This is a genomic window from Pedobacter sp. NO84 (assembly GCF_059703915.1).
This window is the reverse complement of the sequence record NZ_AP046575.1, coordinates 4,041,868-4,054,301: the sequence shown is the minus strand read 5'-3', so window position 1 is coordinate 4,054,301 and position 12,434 is coordinate 4,041,868. Positions and strand designations below refer to the sequence as shown.

Here is a 12,434-nt window from a genome sequence, read left to right as displayed (position 1 = left end):
TTCTTAATTATAAAGTTTTTGCTCATCCGTATAATAACTGATTCTTCCACCAATTTTTTCATTCTTGATCTTTGCTCCTGAAGGGCTTTTCTCAATTTTAGATCCGTGTACCATCATAAAATCCCGAAGTTCGCCCCGTAGTTCATCCTTGTTTTCTTCGGCTATTTCTTTAATAGCCTTTTTTAAAACATGACCCAAACTTTTATAAAGTTGCTTTACTGATTCTTCGGGTATCGCATTTGCGATTGAAAAGGGGGAAATTCTGGCGTGCCAAAGGATTTCATCCGAATAAGAATTTCCAATTCCCCGAATGAGGTGCTGATCCATGAGCAAGGTTTTTATTGTTGTTCTTTTTTTGGCCAGCAAAGCTGAAAAATAGGCAAATTCCATATCCAGTGCATCTGGAACTGTTGATTTCTCAGGATTTAAAGTTGGTGTGGCCATTTTTTGCATATCAGCTACTGCAAAACCACTGCCTCCTTTAAAACGAAATCCTAAAATTTCAAAACGAGGTGCCGGATTTTCCTCCTCAAGAAGGATAAGTTCACCGCGTAACATCAGGTGCATGCCCAACACCTGCTCGCCTGAAAAATGAAACTGTAATGTTTTCCCTACTCTACATACTTTTTCGAGCTTTTGGCCCTCCAAAGAAGATTTTAGTAGCTTTTCGCTTACGTTTAATTTTTTTGCAACGGTTACTTTTAGCGCAGTTAAAGTTTTTTTTGCAAATCTTTTGTTTAATATTTCAGCGTATACGGTTAAATCTGGTAACTCTGCCATAGCTAAACGCTTAAGTATTTTTTAATTTCCTTAACTGAATTTCCATTAAGCACAATCGCAGCCTGTAAATCTTCCACGCTAATTTGGAGCTGATCTGCCCAATACTCAAGATCGTTAGGATCATCAGCATTAATTTCACGATGCTCACTTTCATCTACAAAAGGTTCTAGCGTATCAGAATCATCTTCAATCTCATAGCGACCCTTTATTTCATCAGGATCGGGTATATTTTCCCCGAAGCCGAAGTTTTCTTTGTTTTCTTCTATCATTTCCCTTGCTTTAGCAAGGTGAAAACATCAGAACACCTAAAAAGTTTATACTTATTAACTTGTAATAAAAAATCCCAAAAGTTATAGTGGACTGGCTAAACGACGCGCAACAATACAACAATCACTCCCAAAGGGAGCCGCTTGGGCCAATACAACAAGTTCACTTGATGTTATTCAGCGCTGTCTCCAGTGTTTCTGCGTCTAGATCAAAAGAGTTGACAATTAAGTGGGCTCGATTATAAAAAGGCTCTCTTTCGGTTAATTTTTTCTCGATGAATGTCAGTAACTGCTCATCATCCATGTTGGCTATTAATGGTCGTTTTTGCCTATTGTGCAACCTAGAAACCAATGCTTGAGGCTCCATATGTAGATAAACAGTTTTCCCATTGGCATTCATCCATTCCATGTTATCGAAAAAGCAGGGCAAGCCACCGCCCGTCGCGATTACACAGGTAGGTGGATAGGGATAGGTTTTCAGGGTTTCGCTTTCTAGCTTTCTAAATCCATCTTCCCCGTGTTCGGCAAAGTATTCGGCTATTGTTTTATGCTGTTGTTCTACAATAATCGCGTCCAAATCAACTACATCGCAGTTTAACCGAGCGGCTAACTGCTTTGCTTTGGTGCTTTTTCCACAACCCATAAAACCGATCAAGAAAATCCTCATAATTCGCCTTCTCTTTTTAACATAATGTAATCGGTTATCGGAGGATTTATTGATCCAGCTTTTAAAAGTGCAGCGATTTGCCCCCGATGATAGGTAGAATGATTAAAAACGTGCAATAAAATATCTTTAACTACGCCTACAAATTGATTTCCTTTGGTATTTGTATAGGTAATTTCTCTATCCATCTCCACAGTGTCTAGTATTTTCTCCAATAACTCAAAATTGAGAGCTGAGATTTTGGCATACGCACTAGGATGGTGATTTTCCCAAACTTCATAAAGAGGGTTTTCACCTAAGATACGACATGCCCAAGCGTGTTGGGCATTTAAGAGGTGACTAAATAAAAAAATTGCCTTTTCAGGAATAGGGGAATCTTGCATGAAAATGGTTATCATTTTCCCGTCGGCAAGCTGCGTATATTTCATGAATGATTTCAACATATCATGCTAATTTAACTCGAGGGTCTACCCAGGCGTACAATAAGTCGACTAGGATGTTAACCACAACAAACACAAAAGCAATAAATAAAATTGATCCCATTACTACTGGAAAATCAGCCATCTCCAATGCAGTAACAGTAGTTCTTCCTAATCCATTATAGCCAAAAATATACTCTACAAAAAAAGATCCGGCCAATAAGGACGCAAACCAACCAGATATTGCGGTAATTACGGGATTTAAGGCGTTTCTAAGCGCATGGCGATAAATAATAGCATATCTACTCAGTCCCTTTGCTTTTGCGGTACGAATAAAATCTTGCGCCAATACATCAAGCATGGCACTGCGGGTTAACTGTACGATAATGGCCAATGGCCTTAAACCTAAAGTAATCATAGGAAGCCATAAGTTTTTCCAAGTGATAATTTCACCTTTAAAAGGATCGTAACTATAGAGGCTACCACTCATATTTAAACCCGTATAGTCCGATAATAAGAATCCGAACAGCCATGCAATAATGATTCCTGCAAAAAAGGAAGGAGCTGAAATACCCAATATCGCAAAAGCATTGGCAGCATTATCAATCCATGTACCTTGTTTAACTGCCGAGATTACCCCTAATAAAACACCAATAATGGTTGCGAATATCATCGCCGTTAGGGCAAGGACAAAGGTATTGGGTACAGTTTCAGACAAGATTTTTGTTACGTCCCTCTTGGTCTGATACGATCTGCGCAGATAAGGGATTTTAATAGCGATCACATCCCCCCCTACTTTAAATAGCTTTTGATAATGGTATTTTTCTTGGTTTTCTGTAGAATTGGGGTGGATGCTGATGGGAGACAAATCATTAATGTACAGAAAAAACTGTACAGGTTTCGAACGATCAAGACCAAACTCCTTGCGTACCGCTTCTAATGATTGTACATCTGATCGCTGGCCCATGGTCATTCTGGCTGGATCCCCGGGTAAAATATTAAACAGCACAAACACTACGAGAATAACTCCGCCCATTACTGCTATGCCATAAAGTAGTTTTCTGATCGCGTAGGCTCCCATTCTATTTAGAAAAATATTTTTCAGATAATTGATCAAAAGAAGGCAAGTTATTAAAATGCCACTTATCGATAATCACCCCATTCTTTAATAATAACAAGCCTGGATTTGCCCTTACCATACTTTTTAGGGGTACTGGATCTGCATAAAAAACTTCTGCAAAAAGCTTCATCTTTTTACTAAACGCATCCGCATCCTGCGCCGAATTTGAGGTTAATAAGACCGTTCTGATATTAAATTGCTCGGTAGCGTTTAATGCCAATGCATTCATCTGACTAACTCCTTTTTCACTGGTCTTATTCAGGTCGTACGCAACAACAATCAGGTTGTAGTAGGGATTTTCAATTAATTCCTTCGTATAATTGGTTCCAGCAGCATCGGAGATGATCAGGTCTTTAATTTTTACATCATATCCTTTTTTGATCAACTTTCTATCTGGAGTTCCTATAACTTCCCAATCTTCGTTCTTCCAGATTTCCAATTTCATATAATCCTTATCACTCATCACTTTTGTCTCACCGGTTTTTTTATTCTTCAACTGGTACATGATCAAGTATTCGTCTTGTGCTGCCCCGGCGGGGATTTTCATCGATTCAGGAATGTTAGCTCCAACTTTATAAGGGAGAAAATCTAAAATCGGCAAAAAATTATAGGTAAATAAACCAAACAATAGAGACGCAGAAACAACTGCAATAAGAAGCGCTTTCTGAATGGTTGGATTAGCGGTAATCGGTTGGATATTTTTTCGATAGATAAAAAGGTAAATGATCATTACCAAGAGAATCAAGTCCTTGCTAAAGGATTGCCAAGGGGTAAGTGGGATCGCATCGCCAAAACACCCACATGAAGTAACTACCTTAAAAGCGGCGGATACAAAAGTTAAAAAAGTAAAGAAAATAATGAGTGCCAATAAACCTTTAGCAACCTGGTTTCGCCAAAAGCCAAAGAGTAAAAGTGCACCGAGCACAATTTCGAGCACACACAAAAGAATAGCAATCCCAGTAGCCCAATTACTTAAGAAATCAAGATGAAAAACCTCAAAATACTCTTGTAATTTATAACCAAATCCCAAGGGGTCATTCGCTTTTATTAAACCCGAAAAAATGAACAGGATCCCAACAAAACACCTCGAAAAATTTAATGCCACTTTTTGCATCGAAACTAGTTTTGATTATTTTCCAACTTAATAAGTGCGAAAACCGCATAATTTAACATATCCTGATAATTTGCTTTAACACCTTCTGACGCCAATGTTTGTCCTAAATTATCCTCAATTTGCTTCACCCTAAATATTTTCATCAAGATCAAGTCTGTTAAGGAGCTGATACGCATGTCTCTCCAAGCCTCTCCGTAATCATGGTTTTTCGCAAACATCAGCTCCTTTGTTTCATTAACGCGTTTATCGAAAAGATTCTCAACTACATCAACTTCCATTTCGTTCGGATCATTTTCGGTTAATTCCAACTGTAGCATAGCGATAATGCAATAGTTAACAATACCGATATATTCTGAGGTAATGTCCTCATCTACTTTCGCAATCTTTTTTTCTTCAAGCGTACGGATTCGTTGTGCCTTGATAAATAGTTGATCGGTTATGGATGACGCTCTTAGGATTCTCCAAGCCGTTCCATAATCCTTGGTTTTCTTCATAAAAAGCGATTTGCATGTCGCTATAACGGTATCATACTCTTGAGATGTGTTTGCTGCCAAAACAATTAAAATATTTAGTTTAAAGCTATTTTAATACCTATTTTTGTATTAAATGATGGCTAAAGATACATTTTTAAACCGAAAAGTAACACTTAATAGCAAAGGCAAACTGATAGATTTAAGCAAGCCTTCCGTTATGGCCATACTCAACATTACGCCAGATTCGTTCTATGCTAAAAGCAGAGCTGATAGTATTGAAGATGCGCTAAAAAAGACGGCCTTATTTTTAGCGGAAGGAGCAAAATTTATAGATCTTGGTGCATATTCATCTAGACCTGGTGCAACGGATATTAGACCTGATGAAGAATTAAATAGGTTGATACCGGTAGTTACTGCCCTTTCGAAAGAGTTTCCAGAGGCCATACTTTCTATCGATACCTTTAGGGCCAAAGTTGCCGAGGAAGCCGTTGCGGCTGGCGGACACCTCATTAATGATATTTCTGCGGGAGCGTTGGATAAAGGGATGTTTGATACCGTAGCTAAACTCCAGGTACCTTATCTTATCATGCACATGAAAGGTACTCCCCAAACCATGCAGCAAAATGCCATTTATACGAATATCTTGACCGAAGTTTCGACCTATTTCTCTGTGAAAATTGCAGAACTAAAAAAGAGGGGGGTTGAAGATTTACTAATAGATCCAGGTTTCGGATTTGCAAAAACCATTTCACAAAACTATGAACTCTTACAACAATTAGAAAGTTTAAATTCCTTTGGGCTACCCATAGTTGTTGGTTTTTCAAGAAAGTCTATGGTTACAAAAGTCTTAAACAACAAAGCGGATCAAGCCTTAAACGGTACCAGTGTTCTAAATACCACTTCTTTACTAAAAGGAGCATCAATTTTAAGAGTTCACGATGTGAAAGAAGCAATTGAATGTATTGAACTATTAGAAAAAATAAAAAATCCTTAAAAAACCAATCGTTTTAACTTTTGATACCGTTCATTTTCAATTAATTCCAAGAAACCGAGCTATTTCTCCTTAGATTACCAGTTAATTTTGCGAATTTAACTGCAATTGCACGCTGTTAGTTGATTTAACGGCTTAAATTAATTAACTTAGGCACAATGAAGGGCCTTGATTTTGATTTTCTTAAAATTACCTGGGTTGATGGATTAGATATTCTATTAGTAGCGCTATTTATCTATTACGTTTACAGTTTGATCAGACATACGTTAGCAGTAAATCTACTGTTGGGCATGTTCATTATTTTAGTGCTTTACCATTTAATTAAAGCTGTTCATCTAAATTTATTACCAAACTTAATTAGTAAATCGGTAGATGATAAATTTATCAGCATAGGTATCATTGCGCTAATCATTATTTTCCAGCCCGAGATAAGGCGCTTCTTGCTCCATATCGGAAAAAGCACCTACTTACAAAAAAATAAAGCATGGTGGGGATTTTTGTTTGGAAGTAAGGATTCTGAACGCGATAATCTGATCAGGATCAAACCGATCATTGATGCCTGCAAGAGCATGAAGAAAACCAGAACCGGGGCGTTGATCGTTTTTGTTAAATTTTACGACGACGAACTGTTTACCAACAGCTGTGAACTGATCGATTCGAAAATTTCAAAACGTTTATTAGAAAGTATCTTCCAAAAGTATAGTCCTTTGCACGATGGAGCTGTGGTTATTGCCGAAAACAAGATCAAAAGTGCCAGTTGTATTTTACCCCTTACTGATAATGACAAATTGCCACCACAGTTTGGCCTTCGTCATAGGGCAGGCATCGGAGTATCCGAAACTGCGGATGCGGTTGCCGTAATCATATCTGAGGAAACCGGAGAAATCGCCTACGCTAAACAGGGCAGGGTGAGAATGAATGTTTCTTTTGGAGAGTTGGAGAAATTACTCAATAAAGATTTTCAATAGGGATTTCACAGATTAGCGGGAGATTACACAGATTGAAGACGATTTCACAGATTGGGGAAAAAAAACCCACGCTATTTTGTATAGCGTGGATTAAAATTATCCTTTTACTCCTATTAAATCGGTGCAATCACCTCCAAATCGCTGTAATCATCTTCAAATCGGTGTAATCCCTTTTTAAATCGGTGTAATCATCTAACAATATTGTTCGAAAGCACCAATCAAGCTATCCGCAATCATTTGCGCCGGACGGCCTTCAATCTGATGACGTTCTATCATATGCACCAATTTGCCATCTTTAAATAATGCCATTGCGGGCGAAGATGGGGGAAATGGCATCATATAAGCACGGGCTCTATCCACTGCATCTTTTTCCATACCAGCAAAAACGGTAACAAGTCTCTCTGGGTGTTTGCTATTAGACGCGGCAATTTTTGCTGCCGGACGGGCATTTGCTGCTGCGCAACCGCAAACAGAGTTAACTACCACAAATACGGTCCCTTCACTTTTAATGGCGCTATCAACAGCTTCCGCTGATTTCAATTCTTCAAAACCAACATTGGTTAACTCCGCACGCATTGGTTCAACTAAATATTCTGGATACATCTCTTGTTTAAATTTAAAATTAATCTTTTGTTCGGCGTCTTGTACAGCCATAGGGCTGAGATAAACTCATCGCCAAACGCTTTTCGTTCTGCAAAGATAACAAATTATGAAGCGCTATATTTTACTGCGAACTAAAAATAACAATCTGCTGACGCACAGCGCATAAAAAAGCAAGCCATGTGTACAGCTTGCTTTTAAATTACTTATTTTATTTCCTACTGCATTCCTCTTAGCATTTCCTGAAGTTTATGAGGATCGCTCAACATTCCAGTTCCGAACATCACGATGATAAAGATGAAGTACAAAAGGGACAGAATGTTTAAAACCAAGCCGATTATGGCACACACCCTACCGGCATTTAAATTTTTGTAAGAACTTAAGGTATATACGGCAGGATTTGCGGCATAAAGGGCCCTATCCTTATTACTCAATACTAATGCGATAATCGCAGGTATCAATCCTAATACACCATAGCAACAACATAATACAATGGATAGTATACCTAATACCAGAACGGCAGTGGCATTTGGCAAAGCATGTTGCATCCCAAACATACCTCCATTTGAGGGAGGAAAAGGGGGTTGATTTGTTGGCGGTGGGGTTACCGGTTGTGTTTCTTGTGGATCAAGTTCTTCAGACATAGCGTTAAATTAATTTGTGGTTAACTATTTTATAAATGTAATTGACTACGATAATAAATGTGACAGCAATATAAAGCAATTTTATAAAAAAAGCGCCGTTTTTAAAATCAAATTTCAAATGCAATAGCGTAACTATAAACAAGCCCAATAAAGGTATTGTAGCAGGATATAATCGCAATGAATTAGAAAAATCGCCCTGCACAAGCGCTAAAAATGAACGTTGAAGCCCACATCCCGGACAATCAATACCCGTGAATTTTTTAATTGGGCAAGCCAACAAATGGTTTTTCAACCACGCTATTACACCGTTGTTCTCTTTTAACGAAAATAGAATTGAGAGGAGATTCATGTTTCGTTAAAACTAATAAAATAAACAGGGAGTACAAATTTTAAATCTTGTTTTTAAAGGGAGATTTTCATTCTAATCTTCAGTAAACCTGAACTGTTTCTTGATGGCAGCTTTGTGATGCTGGTTAATTAGTACGCTTAACTCTTTAAAATCAAAGTCGTGGTTAGTGCCGCAATCTAACATATGGAAATATACTGAAGGCTTTAAGCTCTCAAAATACTCTACAAGATTACTGCTCCAAATTAACTGGCAATCTCCTGTTATTCTTTGTGTAATGTCTGCTATCCCTGGTTTAAGATAGATGTTGCGCACATGGTTCGATTCTATATTTCCTTGCGGGTACATTAAAAAAATAGTGCCAGGAACATCCAATAAGGAAGCGGCATAATCAAGGCTTTCGTTAACCGTATATGTGCCGGGGGCGATAGAAAAACAGCCTAACCTGGTTAACCATTTATGTTGTGCCAATTGCTTCTCGAGCACCATAATATAAAAACCATTTATAGCTGGCTCCTGTTCGCATAGCGATTTTAAGCAAAGATATCCCGCCCAAAACCCGTCCCAAAAACTAAAATGATTGCACATCAAAATGTACGAGTGGCCCTTTAAGATCTTCACTTCATGGATCTTCATTTTGTTAAAGCGCCATCTAAAAAGCCACGTCAAGAACTTGCCAAACAAGAGTAAATACCTAAACCGAACCGGATTTGCCTTAATTATCATAAATAAGATCGTACATTTTTGCTGGTAAATTTGGGTTCACCATATCATGATCGGCATCCAATATCGTTTTTTTTACATGCTTAAGCCTTGAGATCATGTCATCGGCCAGGCTTGGGGGATACATATGATCCCGCTGGCCGAACATAAAATGACACTTCACTTCGCTGTTGTTTAATGCGGTTATCAGCTCTGCTTGGTTAACCTGAAGGTGGCGTAAGTAGGTTACATTGGCATAAAAAGCAAAGCGTAGATCGGGCGTAGCCATTTCTAAAGTCAATATTCGGTGACTTTTCTCGTCAATTATCCTTAATTTTTTACACAATTTAAGCACTACTTTAATCCCCTTTTCGCTTAAAATAAGTTTTCTGAATGCGAAGTTTGCCATCACATTTCTCGACATGACTTGAAACGGGGGAAAAATCCTTAAAAAAGATGGGGCCAACACAAAGAGGTTATCAATGCGACCCGATTTCTTTTCGGCCAGTACAGTAGCATAATGGGTACCCAAAGAATAACTGATGACACAAAATCGATCGATGCCTTCATGCCTACAGAAATCTTCCATCAATTCGGAAAATTCTGATTTGGAAATCCCCTTTTTGATGTGCTTGATGGACTGGTCCCGTAGCTTGGTTTCCTTATGGAAAAAGAGGTCGAAGCTATAAAATGTATATTCATCTTCAAATTTCTCTTTTAATATCGAAAATTGCTTACCATGCATCCCATAGCCATGAAAGCACAGCATGGCTTTTGGGCCATTACCAAAACGGTAATAGTGTAAATTAACCAACGAATGGTTAAAAAAATGTGCTGTCATGAGACGCGTTAACAGTTTATTTAGATGATTTAAAGTTAGGAGAAATTTTAAAAAAACAAAATGGGAAATAGTTGATAGAAGTCATTGGTGAATCGGCATGATGCCTATATTCATCCGATGACTGGAATCAAGCCAAAGGATGCTGCTCCTATCCCTAACGCGTTTTCGCGCCAAAGATCGTCTTTGCGAGGACTGTTCTTCACAATTCGAAGCTCGCAAGAAGTGCCTATGGTAAATCTCCTTGCCGGTTTAGTAGTTTGAAGTGCGCATCACCTGCGCTAGTCTTTAATGGTGTAATTTCTATATTATCATTTTATGAGTTTAAAGCACGACTACGCTGCGCTTAAGACTTCGTTAGTTAGGTGAGTTATAAACCACTTTTATTAGCAGTATTGGGAGGATACATTTGCCACTGTATAAAATAAAATACCACCAGCATTAACATTAATATATTTATCTCTATCCCAGTTGAAGTATTTTCTATAAAAGTAATGGCAAGGGAAAGATCAAAGTTTCCGATATATGCCCCAAAATGAAAGTCCATTTCCCCAGCTTTCTTTGTGGCATAAACGATAATCTCTAAGCCTTCATTTAATTTATATTGAAAATTATCTATAGACACGCGAAAAACTTGGATAAAACATATCAACAAGTTGACTAAAATATGCTGTTTTGATATTTCATTTAATCTCCTCAGGATAATTACATTATTTACAATAGTCAAAATCAAAAGAAACCCCAGTATACTTAATATTAGTAACGCATCTATACTTGACAGGTCGCTCTTAAAAAATAGCGCAAAAAAACTAAGTATATTAACTACTCCGCAAATCAGAAGATATATACTAGCAATAATATTTAACTTTTTCATTAATTCTTGATTGGTTGTTTTACTTACCTTCTCATATTAAACCTACAAAATCCTGTCCATAAAATAAGACCCAAACAAAAGCTGGTTTGCACTCTGCACCCAATCCATGATCCATGAACTATTAACCAATAACCATCCACCCTATTTATCATTTTAATCTCCAATTCCCGCTCCTTTTTTGTTATTGATATCCTAATGCCGTAACTTTGCATTAAATTAAAACAATAAATTATGTCATCAGTAGAGACAACGTACATTCCTTACAAAGTTAAGGACATTTCACTGGCAGATTGGGGCCGTAAAGAGATCGGATTAGCAGAGGCAGAGATGCCTGGCTTGATGAGCTTGAGAAAAGAATTCGGACCATCTAAACCACTTGCGGGAGCCCGTATTGCAGGCTGCTTGCACATGACCATCCAAACCGCCGTTTTGATAGAAACATTGGTTGAATTAGGTGCAGAAGTTACCTGGTCATCATGTAACATTTTTTCAACACAAGATCACGCTGCTGCTGCTATTGCTGCTGCTGGCATTCAGGTTTATGCTTGGAAAGGCTTAAATGAAGCTGACTTCGATTGGTGTATTGAGCAAACCTTGCATTTTGGCGAAGATCGTAAACCATTAAACATGATTTTAGATGATGGTGGCGATCTTACAAATATGGTGTTCGACAGATTTCCTGAATTGATTGCTGAGATCAAAGGTCTTTCTGAAGAAACTACCACCGGAGTACACCGTTTGTACGAAAGAATGAAAAATGGAACATTGCATTTACCTGCAATCAATGTAAATGATTCGGTTACTAAATCTAAATTTGATAACAAATACGGATGTAGAGAATCATTGGTTGATGCGATCCGTCGTGCCACAGACGTAATGATGGCCGGCAAAGTAGCTGTTGTTTGTGGCTATGGCGATGTAGGTAAAGGTTCGGCCGAATCATTAAGTTCTCAAGGTGTGCGCGTAATTGTAACCGAAATTGATCCAATTTGTGCTTTACAAGCTGCAATGGAAGGCTATGAGGTTAAAAAATTAGCTACCGCAATTAAGGAAGCGGATATCGTGGTAACTACTACAGGTAACTGTGATATCGTTCGCGAACAACATTTCAGAGCATTAAAGGATAAAGCTATCGTTTGTAACATTGGCCACTTCGATAACGAAATTGATATGGCTTGGTTAAATGGAGCTTATGGCGATACCAAAGTTGAAATTAAACCACAAGTTGATAAATATACCATCGACGGTAAAGACGTAATTGTATTGGCCGAAGGTCGTTTGGTAAACTTAGGTTGCGCCACTGGTCACCCAAGTTTTGTAATGAGTAACTCGTTTACCAACCAAACCTTGGCGCAATTAGAATTGTGGACTAACCCAGGTAAATACGAAAACAAAGTTTATGTGTTGCCAAAACACTTAGATGAAAAAGTAGCTCGTTTACACCTTGAAAAAATTGGTGTAGAATTGGATGTTTTAGATCAATACCAAGCTGATTATATCGGTGTACCGGTTGAAGGTCCATTTAAGGCGGATACTTATAGATACTAGTTGGAGTTGGGAGCTTGGAGTTGAGAGTTGCTTCTAACTCAAAACTCTTAACTCAAAACTCAAAAAAGGGATATGCGCAAGTATATC

The 12,434-nt window shown here is 38.1% G+C and carries 16 protein-coding genes; 3 read left to right on the top strand and 13 right to left on the bottom strand.

Annotated features, from left to right (window positions below; all coding sequences use genetic code 11):
* Positions 1-3: 3 nt before the first annotated feature.
* The 7 genes from AC6H0V_RS17985 to AC6H0V_RS17955 all read right to left on the bottom strand — a co-directional run bounded on the left by AC6H0V_RS17985 (position 4) and on the right by AC6H0V_RS17955 (position 4,857).
* A complete protein-coding gene (locus AC6H0V_RS17985) occupies positions 4-780 on the bottom strand; it encodes a DNA-formamidopyrimidine glycosylase family protein (RefSeq protein WP_497561587.1) in 777 nt (258 codons plus the stop codon).
* A 2-nt stretch (positions 781-782) separates the two neighbouring features.
* Complete coding sequence (locus tag AC6H0V_RS17980) at positions 783-1,049, bottom strand: DUF3606 domain-containing protein (protein WP_497561586.1); 267 nt, start codon at positions 1,047-1,049, stop codon at positions 783-785.
* A gap of 160 nt (positions 1,050-1,209) precedes the next feature.
* Positions 1,210-1,713 carry a shikimate kinase gene (locus AC6H0V_RS17975; RefSeq protein WP_497561585.1) on the bottom strand — a complete coding sequence of 168 codons (504 nt, stop codon included), beginning with the start codon at positions 1,711-1,713 and terminating at the stop codon, positions 1,210-1,212.
* On the bottom strand, positions 1,710-2,153 hold the full coding sequence (locus AC6H0V_RS17970) for a DinB family protein (protein ID WP_497561584.1): 444 nt from the start codon (positions 2,151-2,153) through the stop codon (positions 1,710-1,712). Before AC6H0V_RS17970 ends, AC6H0V_RS17975 begins: the two co-directional genes overlap by 4 nt.
* Before the next feature lies 1 nt (position 2,154).
* Positions 2,155-3,210 carry an ABC transporter permease gene (locus AC6H0V_RS17965; protein WP_497561583.1) on the bottom strand — a complete coding sequence of 352 codons (1,056 nt, stop codon included), beginning with the start codon at positions 3,208-3,210 and terminating at the stop codon, positions 2,155-2,157.
* Between the two features lies 1 nt (position 3,211).
* Positions 3,212-4,363 (bottom strand): BT_3928 family protein, encoded by a 1,152-nt coding sequence (locus AC6H0V_RS17960; protein WP_497561582.1) that lies wholly within the window; start codon positions 4,361-4,363, stop codon positions 3,212-3,214.
* A gap of 5 nt (positions 4,364-4,368) precedes the next feature.
* The gene (locus tag AC6H0V_RS17955; protein ID WP_497561581.1) at positions 4,369-4,857 is read right to left on the bottom strand and encodes a DUF1599 domain-containing protein; all 489 of its coding nucleotides are present in this window, start codon (positions 4,855-4,857) and stop codon (positions 4,369-4,371) included.
* Positions 4,858-4,969: 112 nt separating this feature from the next.
* Between AC6H0V_RS17955 and folP the strand changes: the two genes are divergently transcribed.
* Entirely contained in the window at positions 4,970-5,830 is an 861-nt protein-coding gene (gene folP, locus AC6H0V_RS17950) for a dihydropteroate synthase (RefSeq protein ID WP_497561580.1), read from the top strand.
* A 155-nt stretch (positions 5,831-5,985) separates the two neighbouring features.
* Positions 5,986-6,795, top strand: a complete 810-nt coding sequence (cdaA, locus tag AC6H0V_RS17945) for a diadenylate cyclase CdaA (protein WP_497561579.1) — start codon at positions 5,986-5,988, stop codon at positions 6,793-6,795.
* A 192-nt stretch (positions 6,796-6,987) separates the two neighbouring features.
* Here cdaA and AC6H0V_RS17940 read toward each other — a convergent pair whose 3' ends face one another.
* The 6 genes from AC6H0V_RS17940 to AC6H0V_RS17915 form a co-directional block, all read right to left on the bottom strand.
* The gene (locus tag AC6H0V_RS17940; RefSeq protein WP_497563395.1) at positions 6,988-7,398 is read right to left on the bottom strand and encodes a BrxA/BrxB family bacilliredoxin; all 411 of its coding nucleotides are present in this window, start codon (positions 7,396-7,398) and stop codon (positions 6,988-6,990) included.
* Between the two features lie 215 nt (positions 7,399-7,613).
* Entirely contained in the window at positions 7,614-8,039 is a 426-nt protein-coding gene (locus AC6H0V_RS17935) for a CCC motif membrane protein (protein WP_497561578.1), read from the bottom strand.
* Between the two features lie 4 nt (positions 8,040-8,043).
* On the bottom strand, positions 8,044-8,388 hold the full coding sequence (locus tag AC6H0V_RS17930) for a DUF2752 domain-containing protein (protein WP_497561577.1): 345 nt from the start codon (positions 8,386-8,388) through the stop codon (positions 8,044-8,046).
* Positions 8,389-8,460: 72 nt separating this feature from the next.
* The gene (locus AC6H0V_RS17925) at positions 8,461-9,021 is read right to left on the bottom strand and encodes a lysophospholipid acyltransferase family protein (protein WP_497561576.1); all 561 of its coding nucleotides are present in this window, start codon (positions 9,019-9,021) and stop codon (positions 8,461-8,463) included.
* Between the two features lie 79 nt (positions 9,022-9,100).
* Positions 9,101-9,928 carry an alpha/beta fold hydrolase gene (locus tag AC6H0V_RS17920; protein WP_497561575.1) on the bottom strand — a complete coding sequence of 276 codons (828 nt, stop codon included), beginning with the start codon at positions 9,926-9,928 and terminating at the stop codon, positions 9,101-9,103.
* Between the two features lie 367 nt (positions 9,929-10,295).
* Positions 10,296-10,799, bottom strand: coding sequence for a hypothetical protein (locus AC6H0V_RS17915; RefSeq protein WP_497561574.1), 504 nt, complete (start codon positions 10,797-10,799; stop codon positions 10,296-10,298).
* A gap of 231 nt (positions 10,800-11,030) precedes the next feature.
* Between AC6H0V_RS17915 and ahcY the strand changes: the two genes are divergently transcribed.
* Positions 11,031-12,347 carry an adenosylhomocysteinase gene (gene ahcY, locus AC6H0V_RS17910; RefSeq protein ID WP_497561573.1) on the top strand — a complete coding sequence of 439 codons (1,317 nt, stop codon included), beginning with the start codon at positions 11,031-11,033 and terminating at the stop codon, positions 12,345-12,347.
* Positions 12,348-12,434 lie beyond the last annotated feature (87 nt).

What these genes read in the sequence shown, in the direction of transcription:
- AC6H0V_RS17985 (WP_497561587.1), bottom strand. Translation starts at nt 780, where the DNA reads ATGGCAGAGTTACCAGATTTAACCGTATACGCTGAAATATTAAACAAA.
- AC6H0V_RS17980 (WP_497561586.1), bottom strand. Translation starts at nt 1,049, where the DNA reads ATGATAGAAGAAAACAAAGAAAACTTCGGCTTCGGGGAAAATATACCC.
- AC6H0V_RS17975 (WP_497561585.1), bottom strand. Translation starts at nt 1,713, where the DNA reads ATGAGGATTTTCTTGATCGGTTTTATGGGTTGTGGAAAAAGCACCAAA.
- AC6H0V_RS17970 (WP_497561584.1), bottom strand. Translation starts at nt 2,153, where the DNA reads ATGTTGAAATCATTCATGAAATATACGCAGCTTGCCGACGGGAAAATG.
- AC6H0V_RS17965 (WP_497561583.1), bottom strand. Translation starts at nt 3,210, where the DNA reads ATGGGAGCCTACGCGATCAGAAAACTACTTTATGGCATAGCAGTAATG.
- AC6H0V_RS17960 (WP_497561582.1), bottom strand. Translation starts at nt 4,363, where the DNA reads ATGCAAAAAGTGGCATTAAATTTTTCGAGGTGTTTTGTTGGGATCCTG.
- AC6H0V_RS17955 (WP_497561581.1), bottom strand. Translation starts at nt 4,857, where the DNA reads ATGAAGAAAACCAAGGATTATGGAACGGCTTGGAGAATCCTAAGAGCG.
- folP (WP_497561580.1), top strand. Translation starts at nt 4,970, where the DNA reads ATGATGGCTAAAGATACATTTTTAAACCGAAAAGTAACACTTAATAGC.
- cdaA (WP_497561579.1), top strand. Translation starts at nt 5,986, where the DNA reads ATGAAGGGCCTTGATTTTGATTTTCTTAAAATTACCTGGGTTGATGGA.
- AC6H0V_RS17940 (WP_497563395.1), bottom strand. Translation starts at nt 7,398, where the DNA reads ATGTATCCAGAATATTTAGTTGAACCAATGCGTGCGGAGTTAACCAAT.
- AC6H0V_RS17935 (WP_497561578.1), bottom strand. Translation starts at nt 8,039, where the DNA reads ATGTCTGAAGAACTTGATCCACAAGAAACACAACCGGTAACCCCACCG.
- AC6H0V_RS17930 (WP_497561577.1), bottom strand. Translation starts at nt 8,388, where the DNA reads ATGAATCTCCTCTCAATTCTATTTTCGTTAAAAGAGAACAACGGTGTA.
- AC6H0V_RS17925 (WP_497561576.1), bottom strand. Translation starts at nt 9,021, where the DNA reads ATGAAGATCCATGAAGTGAAGATCTTAAAGGGCCACTCGTACATTTTG.
- AC6H0V_RS17920 (WP_497561575.1), bottom strand. Translation starts at nt 9,928, where the DNA reads ATGACAGCACATTTTTTTAACCATTCGTTGGTTAATTTACACTATTAC.
- AC6H0V_RS17915 (WP_497561574.1), bottom strand. Translation starts at nt 10,799, where the DNA reads ATGAAAAAGTTAAATATTATTGCTAGTATATATCTTCTGATTTGCGGA.
- ahcY (WP_497561573.1), top strand. Translation starts at nt 11,031, where the DNA reads ATGTCATCAGTAGAGACAACGTACATTCCTTACAAAGTTAAGGACATT.